The following is a 25936-nucleotide window of genomic DNA, read 5'->3' as shown; positions in this document are numbered from 1 at the left end:
CCAAAATAAAACCATCGGTTAAGTTGATCTTAATGAGTTTATCGAGGAGTCTATTCGCCGTCAACTCACTCTGCATGAGAGCAAAAGCAGAATCTATATGAGACGTGTATGCTTACATAAATCAAATTATTGACTGAAAAATCCAATGTTTGTTTATATATCATTTTTTATGTCGGTTTCTTGTCTTGAAAGCAATGGTACGATTTTTGATGTCTGTATAAAAATATTTACAAAAAAAATTTTAATAACGTATGATTATAGAGTTTTGTCCTTTGTTTTAAGCGTGTAAAGTTAAACCGTTGTTTATCCATAGATTTTGTGTTTATTATTTATTTGATACATTTAATCTAGAATGTAAATTGTGTTCGTATATTCAAACTAATATACTGGTATTGAAGCGGTGAAAGTGTTACTTTGTTGAGAATAGATAATTTGGTAGGTTGGTATTCCTTTTGTATCAGAGAAATTTCACCTTATTCTCTCATATTGTGCGTGGATGAAATGTTAACCGCATAATGCTCTCTCTTACATGAGATGTAAGATTGATATGCTTTCCATATTAAGAAAAGTTGTTGATTGTAGAGGAGTATTTTTCTGCGAAATTCGTTTTGCTTAAATGGCAAAAATAGAGCAATAGTCGCATATTTGTTGCGCTGTAACGCATATATATAATCGATGGAGTCAACACTTCATTTAAGAAATTTCTTGAAGAAAAAACATAAAAAAAATAGAATTGTTGAAAAGCATGAAAAATCAAGGAAATTTTGCAAAAAAAGCTGTACGAATTGTACAGCTTTTTATGTGTTTGCTTTAGAGGTAGAAGTTTTAAAACTTGAAAAAGTCCTTACGGCTTCTATAACCATAATAGCCAAAAACACTGGAAATAATGGCGCCGACCAGACTTCCTAAAAAGCCCCACCATCCCATATTGGAGACTGTTTTTGTGGCTTTAGTTGCAGTGTTTTTTGCTGCCTTGATAGTATCCTCAAGATTGTCCGAGAGTTTTTCAGCCTGTTCTTCAAGGGCTTCAATTGCCTGAGCAGTTTTTGCTTCTGCTGTCTGATAAATATGAAGCGCATTGTTGGCTGTTCTTTGTGCGTCCGCACGGGGCATGCCATCTTTTATGAGGGCATTGATGATATCACTTCGATCAAATTTTGTCGTGAGATCTTCTACACGATCAGACAGGCGCTCACCAAGATTTTTTAAAGTGGTGCGATAGTGAGAAGGATCATTTTTGAAAGCTGTGATCGCAGAACCAATATCGTTGAGAGCTGCTTGATAGGTTTGTTTCAAGCGATCAGGGTTGAGAGCAGGAATGTCGCTTTTATTGAGAAGGGTGCGCAATTCACTACCAAGTTGGTCAAAATTGATGCCATTGTCACTGTTTTTTGCAAAAAACTTTTCAAGACTTTCGCTGTTTAATTTTGCAAGTATAGGGGAAATATTGGTTTTGAGGCTATCTACGGTTTGTTGGACCATGGAGCTGTTTTCTAGAGCAGTTTTAGCTCCTATCTTTGCTGTACTAGAAACCACGTGGATGGCTTGGAGGGTCATCAGCAATGTTATGAGAGCCCAAGTGAGAAAGCCATGAAGCGTTCCTGACGATTCAGCAAAACGTCCAGCTACAAAACCTCCCAAGGCTAGGCTAATCAGTGTGACGATAACAGAACCCACGCCAAAAGAGAGGAAAGAGCCTTCAAATGGGGTTGAAGAGGTGAAATCCATTTGGCTTAAGCCTAAAGCCGCTACCAGAAAAGAGAGGCAGATTGAGGTGGCAAGAGCTGTCACCAATCCCGCAAAGATTGCGGACCATGAAATGGGTGTGTGAAAAAAGGGATACTTTTCTTCTAGAGATGTTTCTCCTAGAAAATTCGTATCGAATGGTGTGTCTTCAGGAATGCGAGTTTCCATGTTTTATCTCCTTGAATATGCTGGAGATACAATGTCTTTTTGCCAATTATGTTCCAAAAGTGAATAGATATGCACTAAAAAGGACAGAAATCATCGAAAACAGGACGGTGATCATTACTTAAAATTCTAGAGTCTTTATTTCATTTTTTTGTAAAAACAGCGAGTCTTCTAAAATTTTAGTTTTTTATATTGTACTTAGTAATTAAAAGAACGCTTCGAGTATTCAAATAAATATCAAAGGTATTCAATTCAAAAAGCTATGAGAGATAAAAGAGAAGGAAGAAACATGAGTGTTCTAAGCTGTTTTTCCTTCTCTTATTGCTCTATATCAAAGAAATGCTAGAAAAATTTTCTAAGTTCTTTGAGTAAAAACTCCCAAAACCAAAGAGGAAAGTTGAAAAGTTTTGAGACAATGTCCAAAAGTTTCGAGATTCTCTCCAAAGATTGTTTTTTAGTTTCGCATGCAGGTTTTTTATGCGATGTAAGAGCATTTTGATTTGAGAGATAAATTTGATTTGATGGACCATCTTGTACTAAGAAACTGCATTTTGTAAAAGTCATGTGTTCCCCCTTTATGACGGTGGGATTATGAACTGTAATCGGTTCATAGGTGCTACAGGTTTTCACTTTTGTATTTGCAGTTGTCATGAATTCTGTTTCAAATGTATTTGTGTGAAGGTTACTTGTGCGTTTTTCGGGTTTATTGTCGATTAAAATACATTCATCCATTACGCTTTTTATGGGTGCATTTACTTTGTTTATAAAGTTTTTGAGATATTTAGAAAATTGAGTTTCTAAGGATGGGATTTTTATGATTGTATTCATTTTATCAAGCTTTTTTAATACTTTTTTTATTAAAGGCCCGTAAATGTCTTTAATGTTTAAAAAATCACGAATATCAAGTTTACTGATGGCATTATAGGACCACCCTGAAAGATATGCGATCATTTCAATTGATTGCTCGTCGCCTTCTTTGCTCTGTATTGCTTTTAAGTCTTTAAATTTCGGGCGGCGTAAGATGATTTCTGTGTATGTCTTTCCTTCCACTTTAATAGGTACAGTAATTGGTACGTGGCTAGTTCTGTTATATTCATTAATAGTCCCCTTGCTTTCTAAATTAGATTCAGAATGATTTGTCAAATTTTCATTATATCATGTTTGTCAATAGCTTAGGCAGTAAATTTTGTGATGGTTATGTAGAATGAAAATCTAACAAAATGGACAAGATGAATTTAGATTTTTGGGGGAGACAGAAGCACAATTTGCTTTATGATATTAGTGGGCTATTAAGTTTATTTGCTCAATTATTTGTGTTTATAAAAACTTTTCCATGAGGCATTATTATACGCTGTATTGTTACAATAATATTTGCGTGGGTAGTTTTGAGGAGAGGGAGTTTGTGGTTTCTTTTTTCTTTGAACATTGTGAACCAATTCTGATAAAGGATGTTATCGAGAGATTGGTGTTTTTATCATGAGAGGGGATAGAGTTTGGGAGCGTTTTTGTTGATGATATCAATGAAAAAAGCTGATGAAGATAGGGCAACATGAATACAACAAAATGCGCTATTTTGGATTGGGAAATATATTTCTGAAGGGGAGTTTTGATCTTTTAGCTTCTTTTGCGTATAGTTTTAAAATTGCGGTTTGCTATGCTTTAAAATTAATTATAAAGTGAAGCGCTAAGTGTTTATTTACGTGTTGCGTGTGCGTGCGGATCAGACATTGGATTTATGCATCAACAAGATGAATTATTCTCAAATAAAGTAAAAGAATAAAGAAAAATTATTATTTTATTCCCTGTGGATAAAGTTAAAATAGATTTATATTTATAAATATAAATTATTATTTTGCTATACACGTAAAAGTTAAATATTTTTAAATTTAAGAAATGTGACTTTCCTGATGAAACATAAAGATACATTACCATTCATTATACTTATCGTATGTTTATCAACAGGAGGTTTGATTTCTACCGATATTTTTTTACCAGCACTGGGAGAGATGCGTCAATATTATCAAGTGACACAATCTCAAATTCAGAATGCAGTGGCAGTTTTTTTGTTGGCATTGGCACTTGGACAGCTCATTTATGGGCCGCTGAGTGATAATTTTGGGCGTAAAAAAACACTTCTATTGGGCTTATTTTTGTGGTTATTTACGACACTTGGTGTGATTTATACAGTTCATATTCACGCTTTTCTTGTGTTACGTTTTTTGCAAGGTCTTGGTGCTTGTGCGGGTATCGTCTTAAGTCGTGCAATTATCAATGATTTATTGGATAAAAAAGCGGCCGGAAAGCTTTATTTGATTGTTTTTCCTTTTATTGGAATGTCACCAGCACTTGCACCTTTCATTGGTGGACTTTTGATACAAGCTTTTCATTGGCAGGCAACTTTTATCTTTTTAAGCTTTTTTATATTTATGACCATTTTGCTGTGTTATTTTGTGCTAACGGAAACTCTGCCTCCTCAAAAACGCCAGCGTTTTTCTCTTGTGGGATTTCTTAAGGGGAGTTTAGCCGTTATAAAAAATAAACAATTTGTCTTTTATGCACTTATTCCGTGTTTTTCTTATGCGACCTATTTTGCTTATATAGTAGAATCTCCTTTTTTACTTACGACTTTAGGTTTATCACCGCTATACATTGGTTATAGCTATATTGGGGTTTCTCTCCCTTATATTGTAGGGAACCTTGTGGCGCGGTGGTTTTTCAAACGAGAAACTATGGAAAGGACTGTACGGCGGGGATATATCATTTTTGTTATCGGGGGATTGCTCTTTTCTCTGCAAATGTATGTGAGTCCGTGGCCACTTGTGACAAGTTTTGCGGCTATTGCTGTTCTTACATTTGGTAATGGTTTTTTATTACCATTGGGAACAGCATTGGCGATTTCGTCGCACCCGCAAGCTGCTGGAGCAGCTTCCGGTATGATGGGAGCTTTACAATTAGGGAGTGCGGCATTGAGTGCTGCGGTTATTGGAAAGATATCTGGGCACAATCCACAGACTATGGCGGCTTTATTGGCTGTTTGCTGTCTTTTTGGTTTTATAATTTATATCTGCAAAGCGCGTGAGTTTATGATCTCAGAAATGAGCTGAGTGAAATGATAAAAAGAAAGCATTATGCGGAAATGTTTTTGATGTTTTACACGAATGGGGCATCTGTACATTAGATAAATTTTTTTATTATGTTGTTTGATTGAGTGGGTTTAAAATTTGTTACAAGCTTAGTTTGAGTTTAACAAATTGATTATGATGGGGGGAGAGTATGAGCCTAGAGTTTCAACATATTTTCATTATATTGGGTGTGAAAAGTTTTGGCTCTAATGCATGTTTTAAAATAAGGGGAAGAATTGATCAATGAGCCTTCCTATTATTATTCTTTCTCCTGTAATGCCAATTTGGGATGGTGGTGTTTTTTGTTCTCCATTGACAAAGCTATGCTTATCAAAAGGATTCTCTGTCACTCTGCTGGATACGCTTTCTCTTTTTCCTAAGAGTTCTCATGTTCTCAATCATGCTGCTGTAGATATTTTATCTTTTATGGCAGAAAAACTTAAAAGCTATTTTAAAGAGCCCGCAGTGCTTGTGGGATTTTCTATGGCTGGAATGTTGGTACAAATATTGGCAGCACGGCTTCCCAATGTTCAAGCTGTGCTTGCTGTGAATGCACCTGGCTATCCTGATAAGGTTTTGAAACGGCGCCTTGGAGATATTCTTGCCTCCTTAGAAAATAATGATTTATCGGGGGCTTTGGAAATACTCAATGGTTTTATGCATCCTTCTGGCATTATGAAAAAAAGAGTTTTATTGGAGGTTCCTGATGAACAAAAAAGCGTGGCAATTGAACGCATGACAAGAGGGTTTAAACTCTTATTGGCGATGGATGCTAGAGATGAAATAGTGAAGTATAAGGGGAAGTTTTTAGCTTTAGTGGGAGAAAAGTCAAAATTTGCAACGGTAGATAATCAGACGAAAAGTCATAATCTGAATCATGAATACAAGATTATCTCTGGTGCTGGTACGCGTTTGTGGGAGGATAATCCTACTATGACGGATGCGGTCATTGATGAATGGATGGAGGGATATGAAAAAGAAAGTGCTTGTATTACCTGGTGATGGGATAGGACCAGAGGTTTGTGATGCTGCGCTGAGGGTCTTAGAGCAATTTCAATTGCCAATAGAGTTTACTTATGGTGATATTGGTTTTGAATGTTGGAAACAGGAAGGGGATCCTATTCCAAAAGCGACCTGGCAAAAAATTGCTGAAAGTGATGCGATTTTACTTGGGGCTGTGACCAGCAAAGGAAAAGAAGCGGCTTTAAAAGAACTTGAACCGCATTTACGAGAGAAAAAACTTGCCTATGTGTCACCGGTTATTCAGCTTCGCCAAAAGTTAGGTCTGTTTGCCAATGTACGCCCTGTCAGATACATCTTTGGTCCTAGAAAGCCTTTCCATTTTTGTGTTATCAGAGAAAATAGTGAAGGACTTTATGCTGGATTGGATTTTCGGGGTATCACTCCTGAAACAGCCGCTTGGTTAAAACATCCCAATTTGACAAAATATGGGCTTGAGGAAGCTGCATGGACAGTCCGTTTGCAGACACGCTTTGGTTTAGAGCGGTTATTTGAATATGCTTTTTCTTATGCAAGGAAATATGGCGTGAGGCGGGTTACTTTTGCTGATAAGCCCAATGTTATGCGAGAAAGTGGACAATTTTCTCGAGAAATTTTTGAGAAAATTGCGCAAAACTATCCGGAAATTGAAGCAGATATTCATAATGTTGATGCGGTTGCTTTATGGATTGCAACGAAGCCAGAGCAGTTTGGTGTGATTGTTGCTGAAAACATGTTTGGCAATATTCTCTCTGATCTTGGCTCTGGAGTAATGGGGGGATTTGGGCTTGCTCCTAGTGCAAATGTGGGGAGCGAGATTGCTTATTTTGAACCTGTGCATGGAAGCGCACCAGGTATTGCTGGACAAAATAAAGCAAATCCTTCTGCGATGCTTTATACCACGGCTTTACTCTTAGAACATTTAGGCTTTAAAGATGAAGCAAAACAATTATCTGAGAGTGTTGATCAGGTTATTCGTGCTGGAAAAACGGTATCTTACGATTTAGGAGGTGTCGCTTCTACCCGTCAAATGGCTGAAGCTGTTCGCAATTCTCTTGTGAATCCTGTCTCTGTGTGTCATGCGGCAATTATTACTGTTGGTGATGAACTCCTTTCAGGACAATATTTGAATACGAATTTACAAGATTTAAGTCAAAGCTTAAACAAGAGAAATATTCAAGTCACACGTCATTTTGTTTGTGCTGATCAATTACAGAAAATCAGTGAAACGGTTGTTTCTTGTCTTGGACAAGAAGATCTTATCATTATCAGTGGGGGATTGGGACCAACATCAGATGACATAACACGTGATGCGGTTGCAAAAGCCGTGCAGCAGCCTTTGGTATATCATGAAGATGTTTGGCAAACAATAAAAGGTCAATTACAACGATTAGGGATTACGGCGGATAAGAGTAATGCGCGTCAAGCATTGTTTCCTGAGACGGCAACTGTGCTTGATAATCCTACGGGCACAGCTCCAGGGTTTTATCTCTCTTGCGATGGAAGTACGCTTGTTGTTTTGCCTGGTCCACCATCACAGGCTCTTGCGCTTTTAGAGAATTATTTAGAACAAAATGAGAAGAAATATTCTTCTGTATCGCGTGCGGGGTATGCATGGACTTTGATTGGAATTGATGAAAGTACCATTGCGCAGTGGGTTGATTGTCATCTTGAAAATGAGCCATTTGAACGGCATTTTTTATGGAAAAGCCCCTATGTTCTTGTGCAACTGATTGGTCAATCAGAAGCGCCCTTGGAACAACATTTCGTGGAAGAATTTGAAAATCATTTTCACCCCTATTTGGTTGGTGCAGAAGTTACTACTGCTTGTAAACAATTAGCGATGCATGCAGAGGTTCATTGGTTTTCCAATGATCCGCGGCTTTTAAAATATTTTCAGCCCATAGAAAAAAGTACAAAAAATATTCCAAAGCTTGAGGTTGAAGTGAGCCTATTACCTTCTATCGAGACATTAGAAAATCAAGAAGAAAGCCTTGGACAGGCCACGATGACTATACGGATGAAAGGTTATGACGATGATCGTGTAACTTTTCCCTATACGCGACCACTTTTAGGTGTCATCTTACAAGAATATGCAGCTTGGTTGGTTTTAAGAAGATATTTGCAAACTGAGAAAAGCAAATGAACCTCTATGGGGACGTAAAATATTGCTCAAATTATTGAACGTTCTATTAGTAAGAAGCATTTTGATCCTTTTCTTAAGTGGTTTTTATCTATAGGTTAATCTTTCTTTTGATGTGTAATTAAATGACTTTGATTGATTCAAGATTAAGAAAAACTTTACTATATTAGGCTCGCTACATTCAATCTTTATAATGGTTAATTATTATTATAAATCAAGATGTTATCTTTCATAGAGCTGATGACAAGGAATCCAGAGACTTCGTGTGCCTCAAGCGTTGTAAATAATTGAGATTCTTTGTAAATCAAAAAGTGATGTTGTGAAAAGACAAGGAGTCGTGTCATGTACAGGAAAGCTTTGCAAATTTTATTGAAAAATATGTCCAGTTTATTGCGAATATGTGCCGTTCAGTTATCTGATAATAAATTGCTGTAAAGAGCTCATAAAATTTTTCCTTTAAGTTTTTGTGTGATTGCACGATTGTTGGGCGTTCGCTTCCGAGGGGCGATATTTTTCAATTCGATAACAGCAAGAACTATTTTTTCTGTAGATGTGAAGGTTTAAGGAGTAATCATTTTACGCTTTTGTTTTCTTTTCGATTGGTAATTTGTAGGAATTTGTTGGAGAAAATATTTAATGCGGTGTGTTTGTGAATGTCGTTAAATACATTTTATGCGTGTGTGAGGAAGAAAAAATGTGTCTTATTTGTTGATAAGAGTGTCAATGTTTTTGATAAACAAATTTTGGCGTAATTCTTAGTATCTAAATGAAAAGTTCATTGCGAATTTTTTAAAGCTCGTGTCCTATCTGTTGTGATGCGGAGTGGTCTTTTTTAGCAAAAAAGAAAGGACTTTTATGTATCAGATTGATTACAACAGTTATCGTTCTGTCAAGAGTTTTAATCGTCGCATTCGTTTTCTCGTCATGCATTATACGGCTCTTAATTTTAAAGCTTCGATTATGGCGCTTACAGGAGAAAAGGTTAGTGCACACTATCTTGTTCCTGATCCTTCAGAGCAAACATATCGTGAGGCAGGCTTTAAGGATATGCGTATTTTTAATCTGGTTGATGAAAATGAGCGTGCATGGCATGCGGGTGTGAGTTCATGGGCTGGGCATAGTCATCTCAATGATGCATCTATCGGGATTGAAATCGTTAATTTAGCGATTGGTCATTCTGAGTCTTCAGAAGAGACAATTGATTTTATGACGTATCATGATGAGGGGGTTATATTTCCTCCTTATAATCCAATACAAATTGATGCCGTTAAGGAGCTTGCATTGAATATTCTTCAACGGTATCCCGATATTATGCCAACTGATGTTGTGGGACATAGTGATATTGCCATTGGAAGAAAGAGTGATCCAGGAGCAGCTTTCCCATGGAGAGAACTTTATAGGGCAGGTATAGGAGCATGGTATGATGATGAACTAAAAAGTCATTATCAAGAGCAATTCTCTAAGAATTTTCCACCCAAAGAAGATGTTTTGGCGAAACTAAAATGTTATGGATATGACATTTCTGCTGCGTGTACCCAAACAGGATACAAAGATTTGATCCGAGCATTTCAACTTCATTTTCGTCAAGAAAATTATGATGGGATTCTAGATGTTGAAACAGCAGCAATTCTTTATGCATTGGTTGATAAATATTTTCCGTGAATTCAATGCCTTTTAATTGAAAATATGGTTATGATTACGTGTAAGCCTTTTTTCTTATCAAGAGAGGCTTTTTTTGCCAATTGGCTTTATGTAAAAAAGGGCATTAATCGTGTAAAAAATCCCATATACGGTATAAGACGTTTTATGGAAACATAACTCTACAGAAAGCTCTATGATTTGCAGAGATTAAATTTTACTGTTTCTTTGTCTTATATTTTTCTGCCTTTAAAAACGAGTAAAGTCAAGATGTTGCGTATATGATGGCATGCTCTTTACGCAAGATAAAACGCTTCAATCAAAATGGACTTTTATTGTATATTTACACGCTTGTTTTAAAGAAATATCTTTTAGGGTGCATTACAACACATATTTTACAGCGACGTTCATAAAGAATATAATCTAGAATCCTCTATGAAGTGTATCCTCATTTTTATGTTTAATAAAAGTGCCTAGCACCATCATACACTTTGCTAGATTTTAATGTTACTACAGCCCTTGGAACTTAAAACGATTCATAAAAGGATTTGCTTTACTCGTTTTTATTCACATGGCTCTCTCTACTTGTCGTGTACCAGTGAATGGTTTTGGTTGATTCAACATGCAAAATAATAAATTATCATTATAAATCAATGTGATGTATATTCAAGAAAAGTAAGGTCGTTTACAGATTGCTACTGATAGGAGTCTCTATTCTTTAAAAGGGGAAGAGGTTAATTTATTTTTTGAAGATATATCTATTTTCTCTTTTATTGCTTTGGAGGATATTTGCATAGTTTTGACAACATGTTTCTTGATGATTAAGTTTTTTAATGCGTGGAAGCGTTGTAAAATGTTGTGTTTTAGGATGTTAATAGAAGACACATTCATGCATATCAAAAACACAATGCTGTCTTGTTTGTTTCAATATTTTATCTGTTCAGTGTAGAATTTATCTGAGAGGATCATACCTTCAATTCCAAAGGTTAGAAGTAAATTACCAAGAAAGATCAATTTGGTAATAAAGCAAAGGTATTTGTTCACCTTTAAAGGGCACACAAGAGATTGTTTGAATTGATGTGTAAGTACCACGTATGCAGTGTTCTTATCAAGCACATTAGGTTAATTTTCTGAGAATATTTTTGTGAAAGTCAGTAATTTTTGTCAAAAAGACAAGAAAATAAGTATCAAGAAAGATGCTTATGATGTTTGATTTCAAAAATAGAAACTGGCAACATAAGTTGCCAGTTTCTAAAATCTTTAGCTTAAATAGGATTAGAATGAACGCTGTAAACGGATCATACCTTGAAAAGCACTTTTTTTATTGAATAAATGTTTTTCATTATTATTGTGATCCTTCACAATGCGATCATCATTCCAAGAAACATAGGTCAATTCAGGTGTAATTACAAATCCTGGAACCAACGTATATGCAATATTTACAGAAGTTGCAAAAGTTTTTACAGCACTATAAGAAACTTGTGCATTCAAATTTGCTTTTGGAGTGAGTTTGTAAGTGGCACCTGCCCAAGCAGCCCATTTACCGCCCCAGTTTGCATAGATTGTTGTGCTGTTTCGTGATAATTCATCACTATTTTCTTTCACTGTGTAGTAATCAAGGCCACTTTTATAACCAGCCATTACCCATAGATTGAAACGATCATTGATATTGAAATCTGCACGTACTTTTCCAGCCCACTTTTTGTAGTAAGCATCATATGCTGCAACCGCTGAAAAACCACCCCATTTTTGCATAAATTTTATACCCAAAACCACATTGGGTGTGTAATTTTTAATTGCTTTACTTGGAAGAGTATCCTCAGTGATAGAAACAAGCTTATCATCTTTATCAATATAGTATCCGCCTATTCCAGGAAGAGTAGCTGAATTATTGCCTAATTCAGCTCCGATAATAGCAGAAAAGCCAGTGTCGCCACTAAAAGTGTAAGAAATAAAATTGGTGCGTGTAATACCTGCTGGTGCTATGCTGTCATCATTGAGAACGTTGCCATAACCACCAGTCCAACTGTTGAAAATTGTATCATCAAGACCTACGCGAAAACCACCCAGTTCAATGTAAGCGGCTGCAAGCTTTGCCCCAGCGTTATCTCTACCATCACCCCAGTTTGAATAAATTCTTGCATATGAACGAAGTGTTCCCATTTCTGTTTCAGAAGCAGCTTGAAAAACAAGGGTGAGCCGTGATGATGCGCCATAGGTTTTTCTTTTGTTTTTTAGTTCAGTTTCGGTTGTTGCATCGACATTATCACCGCCTATAAAATCAGTACGAACATTTCCTGATAAACGCATGCAGGTTTCTGTTCCAGGGATATAGAAATATCCTTTTCCGTAGGCATCACAAACGCGAATATATTCTACAGGTTCGGGTTCGGCGATAACTGTTGAAGCAGCATGTGCTCCAGAAATTACTAAAAAAGCTGCTGTAGAGCTTAAAAAGAGGGATTTAATATTCATATGGGATCTCCGAGGTCCGTTTAATCTTCTTCTAAATTCTAAAGAGTATCATTTACCTAACGCATTAAGGACAAAGACATAAGTAAAATACGCGGCACTTGTTATCTTAGCTATACTAATCTTTTTAGATATTCAAATATGAAATTACCTTTTTGTAATGTATACACATACTATTCGAGATGATGTGGTAAAAAAGACACAATTTTTGTTTTGTTAACTTTTTATCCCTATGGGCTCAATAGGAGAAAATTTCAGATATTTGGGAAAAAAATCGAAAATGTCTTGAACTTTCTGTTGATACCATTTATGCCTCTCTGTTGGAGAGGTGGCCGAGTGGTCGAAGGCGCTCCCCTGCTAAGGGAGTAGGGCTCAAAAGGCTCTCGAGAGTTCGAATCTCTTCCTCTCCGCCATCTATTATTATAAAAGCAGTCGATTGTGTGTGGGAATTTTGTTTTCAGTGATTTGTGCTCATTTGCTTTTCGTACTAGACGTTTTCTATCGGCTGTTTTGGTATAGAGTGGTGCTATTTTATCTTCCTTCCATCTAAATTTATTTGCAAAATTGTAAATACCTGCGTTAGCAGTGCGTGTGGTTGCTCATTTTCTTAATTCCTGAGTTGATTTTTAATTTTATGCTTCATGAAACAAGTTACAAAAATTTTTTTCTAATGGCGTAAATTAAAGCAAAACCAATGGGGGATGTTTTAAGTGCAATATGTTTTATGTAAATTGCTATGCCAATTTATATTAAAGGAAATATGATTAGTTGTGGAAAAATTATCCCGAAAAAGATGGGGTGGTTTCAAAATTTCTCATGCTTTTGTTGATAAAGGAAAACAAAATCTCTGTTGTAGAAATCACATTGACGCTGCATATTTTTTAGCTAAGGTTGCTTATTTATTTTTATGGATATAGGGAGCAGCACCACGAACGTTTATAAGAATAAGCGGCCGTAAAGCTAGATATGTTACGGATTTTGTTCTACAAAGTGTTTTTGTCATCCCTATATCTTTCCAATCGTTTGATGGCATATTTATTATTTTGTGACATTCTTTTGCTAAGCTTTTGCTTTGGCTTTGGCGTGTCAATCAACACCTACTCCTTATACAACAGCATATTTGAGATAAAATATTTAAGATGGTTTACTGCTTTATCGGTTATATCAGCTTTTATATGCCAAATAGGAGAAAATATTGTATATACTTGCTAGCGAGTCATTTCTAAAAACGGAAGGATCTTTTAATTTTGAAAAAATATAAAAGCGAAAAAGGTGGAAATGAGCTCCCATTTTTATCATCATCTTATTAACACAGTTTTATTATTTCATAAATCTCTATGGTCGTGTCTTTTAAATAATGAAGATTATGTGTCTTACGTTTTTGTTTATCCCATTGAGATTATGCCTCTCATATAAAAAGAATGTTCTAAACACAAATACACTTGTGTTGCCAATTTGTGCACTTGTTTTAAAGAGATATCTTTCAATGTGTATAAGCCCATTTTGCAATGCCACCTCTTAAATGGTATAAAATGCAAAAGTTTCGGTGAGGCATATAAAGCCTTATAAAGCTACACCATTTGTATACTTATGAAGATGAAAAGAGGCATATTATACTCCTGCTTCCATGTTGTTATAGATTTTGATTATGGGAGTTCATAAAAGGCATTTTTCCTTTCTAAATTGTTTTTATTTATACGGCTTTCTCTAATCATGATGTGCAAGCAAATGATTTTGACGGTTTCAACCATAAAAAACAGATTTGAAAAGAAATAATCTTACGATATTCAAGCTTGGTATATTATGATTATAAATCAACGTGTTGCTTTATAATTGCATTGTACGTTGAAAGTTGGATGTGGCAATGCTCTCAAAAAAGTATAGATTTCTTTTAGAAGAAAACATTGTGGGTGAAATGTTATGGTTTTTCTCTCATAGAGACTTGTGGGAGTGTTTCATCCATCTCATGACAACCAAACCACACATCAAAAAAGTAATGGTCGGTAATATTAGGTAGTAAGATGGAGAAACTTTTGCAGGAAGAAAAGAAATAATACTCAATACTGTAATTGAAAATATTCTTCCGCTAAAAGAGACAGCACCAACAATACCGGAAATATGGTGCGTTTGTTTTTGGTTAAGTTCTGAGAAAAATAAGCTTTTTGCCCCTATCGGTACAGTGCAAATAAATCCATGGATTAAAGAGAAGGCGATGACTGATGCAGCCGTTTGATGGCTATGAACTGAAAAATAGAGCGCTATGCACATCAGCGCAGAAAAGAAGGAAAAATATTTTATAGAATTCTTATATTTTTTATCAAGAACATGATACTTAGACATCAGTAAATTTGAAAAATATTGTGCTGAAAAGGCTCCAATATGGCAGAACATCAAGACGAGCATTTGCGAACCGTTGAGGTGATGAATTTTTCCTCCTGAAAGTATTATCGGTTGCCAGAAATGATAAATAATCTGAATACCAGCGCTAAAAAGGCACATGAGGAAAATAAACCATGCTCCTCCTACTGTATTTTGAAAGATCCAAAGCGTTTCCGTGGCATTGTGCAAGATTGTTTTTGTTTTGGATGTTTCAATTGTCGTTTTCTTTTCTTCCGGAACAATAAGGAATATCAAAAAAATAAATCCCATCATGAGGCATGAGATGATATATCCCAAAAAATATTGTCCAGAGTAATAGATCGTTCCAATGCCTATAATTCCACTGAGAATACTTCCGAAAGAGTTAACTTGGTGGTAGAGATGAGCATAATGCGAAAAGTGATCCTGTTTATCGCCTAGAGAATGGTAAATCCATCCGTCAATGGCGCTGACAATGATGCAAATGCCCGCTGCATAGAGAATTTGCGCAATAATAAGTGCCGTCATATTGGGAGCTTGAAGGCATAGAAGATAAAATACTCCTGTCATAAAGACCCCAGCCATAACGGAATATTTACGTCGATATCTGTCAGATAAAACAGCGCAGGGAAAATCAAGCAGCAGAATGGTGGTGGAAAAGACAACCTGAAGCAGAGCTAATTGCGCCAGACTAACTCCCATGGACATTAAAAAAATAGCATGGTAAACGCCGATCAGCATGCGGACAGCATTATAGGATCCATAGGTGAGAGCAAGGGTGCGAGGTCTGTTCATTGTGTTGTTCCACAAACCTTACAGTGAGGATTTTTCTTTAGAGAACGCTCTTCTGTGAAAAGTTGGCTGCTCCATATCCCCACACGGTGATCAGTGGAAAGAAGGCTTCCATAACCACCCAAAAATTTAAGAGCATCATTAGCACACATGGCAGCTGAAAGAGCATTAACAGGGGGAAATGTAGCAACTTTGAAGTTATTATTAATCATAACACAAGCTTCATAAATAAGATGGTCGTTTTTTGCCGGAAGATTACCTATAGACGAGCTACATGCGTAACAACCAGTTTTACCAGGTATGTAAAATGGACCAAAGACAGCTATATCATTAACATAACCGGAATTTATATAGGCTTGTTTATTTTTTACACACCATTCATTGATCCATAGGCCTAGCTGAACAGGTGAATCAGCAGAAATGATCCATAAATCAGCTTTGGGTAATTTGTTGATATCCTCTTTTTCAGTAATCAACATTTGTAATTCATGAACTTCAATTTGGCTATTTCTCCGCATCAGCTCACGTTTAAGAACTGTTGTTTTCGGAAGACCGATATCTTCTTCCGTAAAAAGAATTTGTCTGGTAAGGTTGGTTATCTCGATCACATCATTGTCAACAAGAGTCAATTTTCCAACGCCAGAGGATGCAAGCATTGCTGATACATGATTACCAATCCCACCACACCCTAAAATGACGACACTTTTTTGCAAAAGAGTATGCTGAACGGAGGTTGGATGCATACCATAGCTTTGATAATGGAGATGACTTCTGGAATATCGATTATTGAGGATATTGTCTGATGTTTCAGCTTTGACAAGAAAATGGTTAGAAACAAGGAAATCAAACGCACGGTCAAAATTTTCTTTTAACATGATTAATGATAGTGAATTGTAAACTTCATCTACTGTCTTTCTTTTTATCCATTGTGCTGCAATAAGCACTAAGTTCTCCCAAAAATTTTTATCATTGATAATAAACTGCTTTGAACCCGCACCAAAAATAGCATCCTCTTCACGAACAACAACACGTGTGTATTTTCCTAAAATATATTGTTATTTCATTTCTCCTCCCCACTTATAGATCAAACCAACTTTTCCCTGAAAAATAATTTCAGGTAAATTTCTTTAGTTATTAATTACATTCTGAATGATCCATGATTTCCTCCCCTTTATTGATGTTTTCATTATTCACCACTTACATGGTAGAATGATCCTAAATAAAAATATTATTATTGTAAATACACTTTTATGATGTAAAACAGATACTTTTACATCAAATATTGATGAATGTACATTGAGAAAAGAACCCATATTACCAGTTTAAAACTCTATGATCTTTATTAACTTAAAAATTAATAGCATAAAATATAATATAAAAAATAAACTTTTTTACTGCTGCTGATAAAACAAACAAATCTATATTATAAAGTAGTTGATAACTACATTGATTGTGGTTATCCGTTTTGTATACGCATCATTTCATAAATGTTAATATGTTTATTAATCAAAATATTATTTTTGAAGTAATTATAATATCCTATTAAAATATTTTAAAGTTACCTATAAAGTGATTAAATTGCTTCTATAGAGATATAAAGCTAGACAGAAAATCTATGACTATTTTATTGAATAAATTAGTTTTTATAGCTTTATTCTGTTTGTTAAGTATTTAATTTGTGTACAATTTATCCCTTTTTATTTTTATCATAGATTATTCTAAATAGATTTAATAAATTTCATTATTAATTGTTCAATGCGAATTTAATTGTTTATTTTAATTTATTGCATACGAGAAAATAAAAAATGTTTACAAAAAAAGTTCTGTTGAGAGAAGGCTTATTGCTTATCGTATTTTTGCTAACATATCTTTTATCTACCGCGCATGGCTATACTAGTATAGATAAATTATTTTGTTCTCAAGTTGTTAAGGAACGAGATGATGCGGTTCAGAAGTTGGATTCAGCAAAGTTTGAAAAAGACAATGCGGAGAGAGGATGGAACGATACAATGCAAATATTGGGGGTGTCCGTAGAGGACTTGAAGAGAATAGCTTTTGAACAGCAGGCACTCTATTTTGCATTGCTGAAAAATATGCCAAATAACAAGCAACTGACTTATAAATATGAAATAACGCAAAAGCGGAATGCTGCAATTTTTGAACGGCTCGAGAAGGTTTTTACTTTATTTGAGCATGTTGAGAAAAGAACAGAGGCTTTTCGAGAACTAAATGAAGCAAATAAGCTTAAGGATCAGTCTCAAGCATTACATTATTTAGAAGTGATTTCTAAACATCATGAACATATTGATAAATTAAATCAAGAGATTAAAAGGATCGATCACGAAGTTGATAATTTAAATAACAGGCTTCAAAGTCTGAGGAAAATATTTCGATAGGAAACGAAAAGTTATTCATTTAGAAGACATGCTTTAGCAACGAGATAAAGCTCTTACAGCACAAAAAAGGAAAGAAAAGTGATGGCTCTTATGGCACTTTGCGTATCACAAAGAATGAGCTCATTCTCTCCCATGGGGAAAACCAAATCCATTTGAGTGAAAAAGGTTTGGTGCTTTCTCATCAAGCAACCCGTGTTGAATTAACGGGCAGTGTGCACATTCGAGCAGAAGATTTGCAGCATAATCAAAAATCCGTATCAAAAATCCGTTGGCGCAAGCCACAAACACGGCGTAGTCAAAATGGGGTCTCTCCACAACCTCTTACCCCCTTTAAAGGAGTTTATCATGCGTGAGAATACTTATGTTATTTTAACCAATGCCGATTTTGTTGCAGGCAAGCGTTCACCGGGCAAGGGTGAGGAAATTTGTTTAAGTGAGGAAGCGGCTAAATATCCGTTGTTGCTTGGTCAGATTGCTGAAAAACCAGCCCCTGTTGTTGCTGCGGCTCCAACGGTTTCTACCACAAAGACAAGCAAAGGGGCTTAAAGCATGCGGTGCGGGATGAGCGAAAAGGATGGCTCTCTTTTATATGGTTGGGACCATTGCCAACAGTCACTCCGTTGATCTTTGGTTGTTACCGGATGAAGGCTCCTTTGTTTTGGAAAGAGCGGAGCAGAATTTAAGAGCAGAATGGGCACGTGCGCAAAGGCTTGGGCGTGATCTGTCTTTAAGTTGGATAGTAAGCCGCTTGATGGTTGAGGGCGTTCACCATGTGAACATAACGCACCCTTGTGAGGATCTTTTGGTCGCACCTGATGAAGCTGTAGCTTTAGGGGAAATTATTTTGTCAAAGCAGGGGCGTGCTTCTTGATGTCCTCGTTGTTATTGCTGCTTAATTTCAGCCATTATTTTTCTGAAAAAAGAAGCTTTGTAGGGAGAAGAGCATCCATGGAGCAGAGTGTAAAACGAAGAAATGCATATAATTGATCCAGTAATGTTGACAATAATCGCTAAATATGTTGCCCTGATTGCTTAAACAAATGGCTAGATTGGCTTTTATTCTCTGAGATAAGTGTTACTCTCGATGAGATAGAATGCGGATGAGCGAATTATCAGTTAAGGGATTAAAAAAATGGGGGGAAAAAATAATTGTCAAGATTTGAGTTGTTTCAAAATCGCTGTATTCGGTATGATTATTATGATTTTGGGGATGGGGATTGGGCGATTTTTCTATACGCCGGTATTTCCAGTTATGTTGGATGAAGGATTGTTTACCTTTAAGCAACTTTCTTATATAGCTAGCGCTAATTATGCCGGTTATTTAGTTGGGAGTATGTTTTTTTCGTTTTGCAGAGTTGGGAATATATCCCGTGCTCCCTACATGCTATTTGGTGCAGCTATAGTGACGAGTGCACTTATTTTTGCCATGGTATTAACAACAAACTTTTACTTGGTCTTCTTTATCCGCTTTGCTGCCGGTATCGCGAGTGCAGCAATGATGATTTTTGGTTCTATTACGGTTATGCAGCATAGTCACAAGTTGTGGGTTATTGCTTCGCTTTATGCAGGTGTGGGAGTTGGTATTCTACTGGGTAATGAGTATGTTATTATTGGTTTGAGTAAATCGCTGAACGCGAAAAATATTTGGTTTGGAGCTGGTTTTATATCTGTTGTATTGTTGCTCTTGTTGTTTATTTTATTTCCACGTCGTGTTGATACGTCTCAATTTGCTGGTAATGAGTCATTGGCACACGAAAATATCGTTTGGTGGGAACTCGCTCTGATTTATGGGCTCGCTGGGTTCGGTTATATTATTGTCGCGACATATCTTCCTCTGATGGCGAAAACATTTAATTTCCCACTACTGGCTAACCACTTATGGTCGTTTGTCGGAATAGCCATTGTTCCTAGTTGTTTCATTTGGTTATGGGGAGCCCATCGGTGGGGGGTATTACGTTGTCTGATGCTCAATTTGCTTATCCAAGGAGGATGCGTATTACTGACATTATTCAGCCAGTCTCTTGTATTAATAGTTCTCAGTTGCATAGGGTTTGGATTCACTTTTATGGGGACGACCTCTCTAGTTATGCCGTTAGCTAAGCGTTTGTATGCGCCGTATGGTATAAATCTGCTAGGCTTGGCTACCTTAACTTACGGTTTTGGCCAAATATTAGGACCTCTCTTGACGAGTTTTTTACAGTTTGGTTCACATGCCATTGCGCTTTCCGTTATCTGTGGTGCTGTAGCGCTTTTTGCTGCTGCTGGAATCTGTCAATATTGTCTTTGTAAAAAGGTCGTTGGCGTTTCATAAACCCGCAATCTTCACTAAAAAGTCAGGAGAATTTATTACGTTCTTTTTGAAACATTTTGTGAAAATCAAATTATTCTAATAGGGGAGATTACAGAATGCTTCACTCTACAGTCGCTATTTTGGGCGTTGGTCCTCGTGGGATCAGTATTCTCGAACGCTTGCTCACACTTTATTCCCATTATTCATTTTCTGGGAACATTGATATTTTATTGATTGATCCCAATGAGATGGGCACCGGTACCCATAGTGTGCATCAGCCAGATCATTTATTGGTTAATACTGTCGCTTGCCAGATTACTTTATTTGGTGATGATACAGTTAAGGGTGTAGGGCCTATTCGTAAGGGGCCTAATTTCTATCAATGGGCTATTCAACAAGGTTATCGTAATATTAATGGTGTTTTTTCTCGTACAGAGCATAATGTTGGGAGAGAAATCAAAGAAAATGATTATTTATCACGTCGTTTGTTAGGGGAATACCTATCTTGGGCTTACCAAGAGCTCACGAAAGATTTACCTTCCGGTATTCGTATTAAGGAGATCCGACAAAAAGTTATCAATCTCCATATCCACCAAGATAATAAAACGGATGTTCTTTTGGAAGATGGCTATCGTTACAGTGTAGATTTTGTTTATATTACCACGGGTCATGGTAAGAATATATATTCATCGCATGATGAAAATCTGCAACAGTTTGTGGCTGGTCATCAAATGAAAAACGCGCTTTTGAACTATTATTCGAATCCTTATCCAATTGAAAAGCTGGACTCTATACAATCTCAGTCTCGTGTGCTGGTGCAGGGAATTGGATTAACTAGCTATGATGTCTTGTCGCAATTGACTTACGGTCGCGGTGGGACTTTTACTGAAAAAGCTGGACAATTACACTACATGCCAAGCGGCAAAGAACCTACGATAGCTCTATTCTCCCGTCAAACATTGCCTTTTAGTAGTCGCGGGATTAATCAAAAGGGTGGTAGTGGGCAATACATACCATCATTCCTTACTCTCGATGCAATACATCATCTGCGTAAGCAGTCCAGCATTGCTAACGGTTCTCCGAAGCTGGATTTCGAAACGCAGCTTTTACCTCTGTTGCTTAAAGAAATGTGTTATGTCTATCGAAGTACGCAGCTGGGGCACTGGCTAGACCCTGAATCCTATGTTGTTACTTCCAAAGACGAGCAGTGTATTCAAGCGTTGCTGTATCCTCATCGAAATAAAATATTTACTTCTTTGAATGATTATACAAGATTCTTCATGGAGCATTTGAGAGACGATCTTCATTTTTCCGCCGCAGGTAATGTTGATGGCCCAGTGAAAGCTGCTACAGATGTGCTACGAGATGTCCGTGATATCTTACGTTCAGCAATTGATTTTTGCGGGTTAACGTCTTCATCTCATAAGTACTTTATTGAATATTTTAATCCAAACTTTAACCGTATTTCTGTCGGCCCACCGATACAGCGAAACCAAGAGTTGAAGGCTCTGATGGAGGCTGGTATCGTGACTTTGGCTGGTGGCCCTTCACCTAAACTTGTTCTCAATGCTAATACTAGCCGTTTCGAAATTCAGTCTGTTTTCCAAGATGAAAACAGTTCAGTTGATGGAGATGTGCTGATCACGGCCAAGATTGATAGTTTTTCTCCGTTGCGTGATGAGTCACCTTTTATCCAGAATTTGGCTGGTCAGGGCATCATTAGACCATTTATCAACCAAGGATATCATCCTGGAGGTATTGATATTGACTGTCGGCAGCATCCTATAAATACTAAAGGACAAGCACAAAATACATTATGGGTGGTAGGAAATCCAGTAGAGGGTCCCAATTTTTATACATATATTTTGCCTAGACCTTTAGTTAATTCGCGTGCACTGCGGGATGCAGGGCGCTGTGTCATTGACATGTACGAGCAGCTTCTTAATCGCCACTCAGTCAAAGATTCAACAATTAATGTACATTGATGATGTAAAAAGCTTCCTGATACGCATGTCCTCCGTATCCGCTATAATGGCGATGCTGATGCTATTTATTTTTCTTATATCGATCTCAATGAGAACTTGGTTTCTTATTCCATTGGGTGGAGTGGCTGTTATCGGTTATTTGCTTTTGACGATACCATACTGGTGGTTGAAGGGTAATGCACGCAGTGGTGTGGCTATCCTTTTGGTTTGTACTTTAGTGCTGATATGGCGTTGGCACTTGCCTGATGTTAGTACTGTGCTTGTGCGTTTTACTGATGTCTTTTGGTTATTACTCGCCATGGGATTGTTGCGCCATGTGATGAATATATGGCGTATTTCAGAATTTCTCTCTGAACGGTTGATGCGCTATGGAAAGGGTTCGCTTACTCTGTCTATAGCGATACTGACTGCGTTTCTAGCTTGGCCGATGAGTTTGGGGGTTATCCCCCTAATGATTGATGCCTTGAAGCAAAGTGTTTTTCCCTCTCGCCATTTGGCCGCTATTGTGATGCGAATGATGAGCATCACAATGGTACTGATGCCGACTAGCATCGGTGCAGCAACAGTTTTCGCTGCTATGCCTAGAACACCAATATTCACATCTGCTGCTTTGGGGATACCACTTTTTCTATTCAGTCTGTTGTTGTTGTGCATTGCCCCTGTTGTACCGCTAGCTAACCCGATCATTTGCGATGAGGGTAGAGAAAATAAAGAAGGAGAGAGAGTAAGAATTTGGATTTTTTTGATATTTTTCTGGCTAATATTTATCGTTGCGTTGACAGTTATCAGGTTGAATGCACTAGAAAGCATTGCGTTGACGGCGAGTATTCTATATGTCCTTGAGCGTGGGAGTTCACGCAGTGTTGATTTTTTGACTCCTTTGGTGGCAGTGATACGCAGTATATCAAGTGAAATTATGTTGTTGCTAGGTTGTAGTCTGCTAATATCTACGTGTGATTTGCTGATTCCTTTGTTGCCGGTGACGTTTAGTCACTCATTGGCATTACTCTCTGTTTGGCAGCGCTATGCCTGTATTCTCTTCGTATTGCCAATTTTCAGTGTAGCAGGAATTCACCCTATGGTGCTATTTAGTTTGACATTTCCCTTACTAGGGTCATCGATAATTTATGGGGTTACGGATTATTTGGTTTGGATTTGCTTCTTTATTGCAGCTCAACTCCTTTCTCCTGTATCAATAAATGCTATTTTTGCTTCCAGTAGCCTGCATATTTCACCGATGGATACGAGCTTTAAAATGCATAGTTATTATGTATTAATGTTTAATCTTTTTGCGTTCATTTATTTGAGCTTTTTTATTCAATATTTGTAAATTACGGAGATCTTATGCCTTACATAAACATTAAAATTACTAATGAAGGGGTTACCTCTGAACAGAAACGGCAACTAATAGAAGGGGCAACTCAATTATTAGTTAATATTCTGAATAAAAATCCGAAAACGACTGTTGTAGTGATTGATGAAGTGGAGACAGACAATTGGGGTATTAATGGTGTTCCCGTTACAGAATTAAGGAAAGCTCAAAATAAAGAATAACTCTGTGTATTTGACAATAATTTAAGGTCAATATGGTTAATTAATGTAAAAAATCACGTTCTTAAGCAACAATTTGATCAGACCGCCATTGGAGCGGTTGTTACAGCCCCTGATGCTGATAACCAAGTTTTTCCCCTCAACGAGCCTGTTCTTCTCTTTACGCATGAGGGTGAGAAAATCCAAAAGCTTGGGGCAAGAGGCACGGCTCTTGATGTCATTAACGCCGTGTGTGCGCAGGGGATTGAGGCACAAATTATCCTTGTGCGTGTGGAAGAAAAATCAACCATTGCTGAGACACAAACTGAGATGGTGGGATCAAACGCTCATTTGACCGGTGTGCATGCGCTAAAACACGCTAGAGGGCATTTAGGGGTAGAGCCTGGGATTTTACTGGCACCGGCTTATAGTGCAGGGCGCCTTGATAATGGTAAAAACCCCGTGGCAGACGCCTTGGAACAGGTTGCAGAAAAGCTACAAGCGATTGCGGTTTTTGATACGGGTGGTAAAAATGCGGAAGAAAGCCTTGCCTATCGTGCAGATTTTTCCTCACGCTTTTGTTATTTGATTGACCCCTTTGTACGGGTGGCAAATAGTGATGGTGGTTGGAGTGTTAAACCAGCAAGTCCCTTTGCTGCCGCCATGTTTATCAAACGGGATAAGCAAAGGGGCGGTGTTTTTTGGTCTCCCTCCAACCAAGATGTGCATGGCATTTTAGGAACGGCGCGCCCCATTAGCTATTTTGATGGGGAAATCGATCATGAGGCAAATCGCCTCAATCAAGCCGATATTGCTACCTTTATTCCAGCACGGCTTAGCCAAAATGGGCATGGGCAAATTGCCGCCAATGGGCGCATTTTATGGGGCAACCATACCACCTCCAGTGACCCATTGTGGCGCTTTGTCAATGTGGTGCGCACCCGTGCAGCACTGGAAAAAACGATCATCAACAATTTGCGCCCTTGGGCGAATGATGAGAATCTGACCGGTCAACATGTTATTGCCATTACCCGCAGCCTCACGCAGTTTCTGGATGATCTGATTGCGCGTGGTGCATTGCTTGGTGGCCGTGTTTGGTTTGATCGCGATTTAAATTCCAACAGTACTTTACAATTGGGAAAATTGCGGGTCGAGTTTGATGCGGAAGAAGTGCCACCTTTAGAAGATTTGAGTTTCGGTAGCCGGCGCAATAGCGCTTATTTTGACCGTCTGGCGCAAGATATCCAAAAGAAAATGACTTATCAATTTGGCGATACGCTTGAAACTTATCGCAAAGCAGCAAGGAGTTAAAGCATGACTTTACGCATTGTCCGCGGTTTTACGCTGATTGTTGATGATGATGTGAATCTTCACCTTGATCTTGAAACATTAAAACTGCCCACGTTGGAAGAAATCACCGAAACCTATCAACCAGGGGGCTCTGATATGCAAATTGATGTGAGCGGTCTTGGTGTGAAAGCTTTGAGTTTACAAATGAAAATCCGCAGCCACACCCCCGAAATTATCGGTATCTTTGGTGGTCCTCCTGGTCTTCGTCATAAATTTACAGGCAAAAAACATGTGATCTCTGAAGAAGATGGACGCGAGCATGAGCATTCCATTGATGTTACAGGGCGTTTGGTCAAAGTGGATAGTGAAGGCTTAACAGCTGGGAAAGCAACGGGCTATGATTGCGAGATCAAAAATATTTGGGACTATACGGAATTTTGGGATGGTTCTGTTTTGCACCGCTTTTCTTTTAAACGGGGCGGCTGGCTTGTGCGCAACGGACAAGAGATCGGTTCTCGTCGCCGCTCTATTCTCAACTTATAAGCTCTCATTATTGATAGGGTTCTCAATTTATAGGAATTGATCATGACAAGTTTACAAACCAGCATTGACGTGGAATTAGCTGTTCCGCTTCTTTATCAGGATAAAAGTGGTAAAGAAACTCTCTGCAAGAAACTGACCTTTTATCGCCCCACTTTTAAGCATGCCAAGCAATTAGCGGTGCTCATTGGACCACAATTGACAGAGCTGCTGCTTCCTGAGTTTGGAGAGCAAAAAACAACTTTGAGCAATGATGTGCTTATCACGAAGCTTTCTCAAGTTTTGTTCACAAGTGAGGCAACAGAAGGCATCACAGCACTTTTGGCTGATATGTCACATGAATCTATTGAATTGATTGATCGAGTTGATGTGATGGATATTGTCGCAATATTGAAGGCTTTTTTTGCTTTTTTTACGCAACGCCAATCCTCTCTGCCGGACAATTTGGAGCAGAGCTAGCCCTTTATTAT

19 protein-coding genes, 1 tRNA gene and 2 pseudogenes are annotated in these 25936 nt (G+C 37.5%); 17 read left to right on the top strand and 5 right to left on the bottom strand.

The window, feature by feature from the left end; genetic code table 11:
* Positions 1-825 precede the first annotated feature (825 nt).
* Together ACFINF_RS07615 and ACFINF_RS07610 are read right to left on the bottom strand one after the other, a co-directional pair.
* Positions 826-1914, bottom strand: coding sequence for a DUF3792 domain-containing protein (locus ACFINF_RS07615; RefSeq protein ID WP_375620349.1), 1089 nt, complete (start codon positions 1912-1914; stop codon positions 826-828).
* Positions 1915-2253: 339 nt separating this feature from the next.
* Positions 2254-3054, bottom strand: coding sequence for a phage tail assembly protein (locus ACFINF_RS07610; protein WP_375620348.1), 801 nt, complete (start codon positions 3052-3054; stop codon positions 2254-2256).
* Between the two features lie 764 nt (positions 3055-3818).
* Here ACFINF_RS07610 and ACFINF_RS07605 point away from each other — a divergent pair.
* From ACFINF_RS07605 to ACFINF_RS07590, 4 genes are all read left to right on the top strand, one after another.
* Positions 3819-5015, top strand: a complete 1197-nt coding sequence (locus ACFINF_RS07605) for a multidrug effflux MFS transporter (protein WP_375620347.1) — start codon at positions 3819-3821, stop codon at positions 5013-5015.
* Positions 5016-5276: 261 nt separating this feature from the next.
* The gene (locus tag ACFINF_RS07600) at positions 5277-6035 is read left to right on the top strand and encodes an alpha/beta fold hydrolase (protein WP_375620346.1); all 759 of its coding nucleotides are present in this window, start codon (positions 5277-5279) and stop codon (positions 6033-6035) included.
* Positions 6004-8178 (top strand): isocitrate/isopropylmalate family dehydrogenase, encoded by a 2175-nt coding sequence (locus tag ACFINF_RS07595; RefSeq protein WP_375620345.1) that lies wholly within the window; start codon positions 6004-6006, stop codon positions 8176-8178. The genes ACFINF_RS07600 and ACFINF_RS07595 overlap by 32 nt, the downstream gene beginning before the upstream one ends.
* 852 nt (positions 8179-9030) lie before the next feature.
* The gene (locus ACFINF_RS07590) at positions 9031-9837 is read left to right on the top strand and encodes an N-acetylmuramoyl-L-alanine amidase (protein WP_375620344.1); all 807 of its coding nucleotides are present in this window, start codon (positions 9031-9033) and stop codon (positions 9835-9837) included.
* 1251 nt (positions 9838-11088) lie between these two features.
* Here ACFINF_RS07590 and ACFINF_RS07585 read toward each other — a convergent pair.
* Positions 11089-12288, bottom strand: coding sequence for a porin (locus tag ACFINF_RS07585; RefSeq protein ID WP_375620343.1), 1200 nt, complete (start codon positions 12286-12288; stop codon positions 11089-11091).
* Positions 12289-12607: 319 nt separating this feature from the next.
* Here ACFINF_RS07585 and ACFINF_RS07580 point away from each other — a divergent pair.
* Positions 12608-12698 (top strand) — tRNA-Ser (locus tag ACFINF_RS07580).
* Positions 12699-14217: 1519 nt separating this feature from the next.
* Here ACFINF_RS07580 and ACFINF_RS07575 read toward each other — a convergent pair.
* Positions 14218-15438: an MFS transporter gene (locus ACFINF_RS07575; protein WP_375620342.1), complete on the bottom strand. Its 1221-nt coding sequence runs from the start codon at positions 15436-15438 to the stop codon at positions 14218-14220.
* The gene (locus tag ACFINF_RS07570) at positions 15435-16310 is read right to left on the bottom strand and encodes a ThiF family adenylyltransferase (RefSeq protein ID WP_375620351.1); all 876 of its coding nucleotides are present in this window, start codon (positions 16308-16310) and stop codon (positions 15435-15437) included. The genes ACFINF_RS07575 and ACFINF_RS07570 overlap by 4 nt, the downstream gene beginning before the upstream one ends.
* 930 nt (positions 16311-17240) lie before the next feature.
* Here ACFINF_RS07570 and ACFINF_RS07565 point away from each other — a divergent pair.
* From ACFINF_RS07565 to ACFINF_RS07510, 12 genes and pseudogenes are all read left to right on the top strand, one after another.
* Positions 17241-17831 (top strand): hypothetical protein, encoded by a 591-nt coding sequence (locus tag ACFINF_RS07565; RefSeq protein WP_375620341.1) that lies wholly within the window; start codon positions 17241-17243, stop codon positions 17829-17831.
* Positions 17832-17983: 152 nt separating this feature from the next.
* Entirely contained in the window at positions 17984-18184 is a 201-nt protein-coding gene (locus ACFINF_RS07560; protein ID WP_375620340.1) for a hypothetical protein, read from the top strand.
* A complete protein-coding gene (locus tag ACFINF_RS07555) occupies positions 18177-18377 on the top strand; it encodes a hypothetical protein (protein ID WP_375620339.1) in 201 nt (66 codons plus the stop codon). The genes ACFINF_RS07560 and ACFINF_RS07555 overlap by 8 nt, the downstream gene beginning before the upstream one ends.
* Positions 18378-18380: 3 nt before the next feature.
* Positions 18381-18452 (top strand): annotated as a pseudogene (locus tag ACFINF_RS07550) (baseplate assembly protein); the annotation flags it as partial.
* A pseudogene (locus tag ACFINF_RS07545) lies at positions 18448-18702 on the top strand (baseplate assembly protein); the annotation flags it as partial. The pseudogenes ACFINF_RS07550 and ACFINF_RS07545, both read left to right, overlap by 5 nt.
* A gap of 261 nt (positions 18703-18963) precedes the next feature.
* The gene (locus tag ACFINF_RS07540) at positions 18964-20142 is read left to right on the top strand and encodes a YbfB/YjiJ family MFS transporter (RefSeq protein ID WP_375620338.1); all 1179 of its coding nucleotides are present in this window, start codon (positions 18964-18966) and stop codon (positions 20140-20142) included.
* Positions 20143-20237: 95 nt separating this feature from the next.
* Complete coding sequence (locus tag ACFINF_RS07535; protein WP_375620337.1) at positions 20238-22106, top strand: FAD/NAD(P)-binding protein; 1869 nt, start codon at positions 20238-20240, stop codon at positions 22104-22106.
* 88 nt (positions 22107-22194) lie between these two features.
* Entirely contained in the window at positions 22195-23436 is a 1242-nt protein-coding gene (locus ACFINF_RS07530) for a hypothetical protein (RefSeq protein WP_375620336.1), read from the top strand.
* Positions 23437-23450: 14 nt separating this feature from the next.
* A complete protein-coding gene (locus ACFINF_RS07525; protein ID WP_375620335.1) occupies positions 23451-23660 on the top strand; it encodes a 2-hydroxymuconate tautomerase family protein in 210 nt (69 codons plus the stop codon).
* Positions 23661-23699: 39 nt separating this feature from the next.
* The gene (locus tag ACFINF_RS07520; RefSeq protein WP_375620350.1) at positions 23700-24947 is read left to right on the top strand and encodes a phage tail sheath family protein; all 1248 of its coding nucleotides are present in this window, start codon (positions 23700-23702) and stop codon (positions 24945-24947) included.
* 3 nt (positions 24948-24950) lie between these two features.
* Positions 24951-25469 carry a phage major tail tube protein gene (locus tag ACFINF_RS07515; RefSeq protein WP_375620334.1) on the top strand — a complete coding sequence of 173 codons (519 nt, stop codon included), beginning with the start codon at positions 24951-24953 and terminating at the stop codon, positions 25467-25469.
* Positions 25470-25511: 42 nt separating this feature from the next.
* The gene (locus ACFINF_RS07510; RefSeq protein WP_375620333.1) at positions 25512-25925 is read left to right on the top strand and encodes a hypothetical protein; all 414 of its coding nucleotides are present in this window, start codon (positions 25512-25514) and stop codon (positions 25923-25925) included.
* Positions 25926-25936 lie beyond the last annotated feature (11 nt).

This window comes from Bartonella sp. TS25HLJMH (assembly GCF_042193505.1).
Classification (GTDB): Bacteria; Pseudomonadota; Alphaproteobacteria; order Rhizobiales; family Rhizobiaceae; genus Bartonella; species Bartonella grahamii.
Note: the sequence above shows the minus strand (reverse complement) of the source record. Positions and strands in the feature narration are given on the sequence as shown.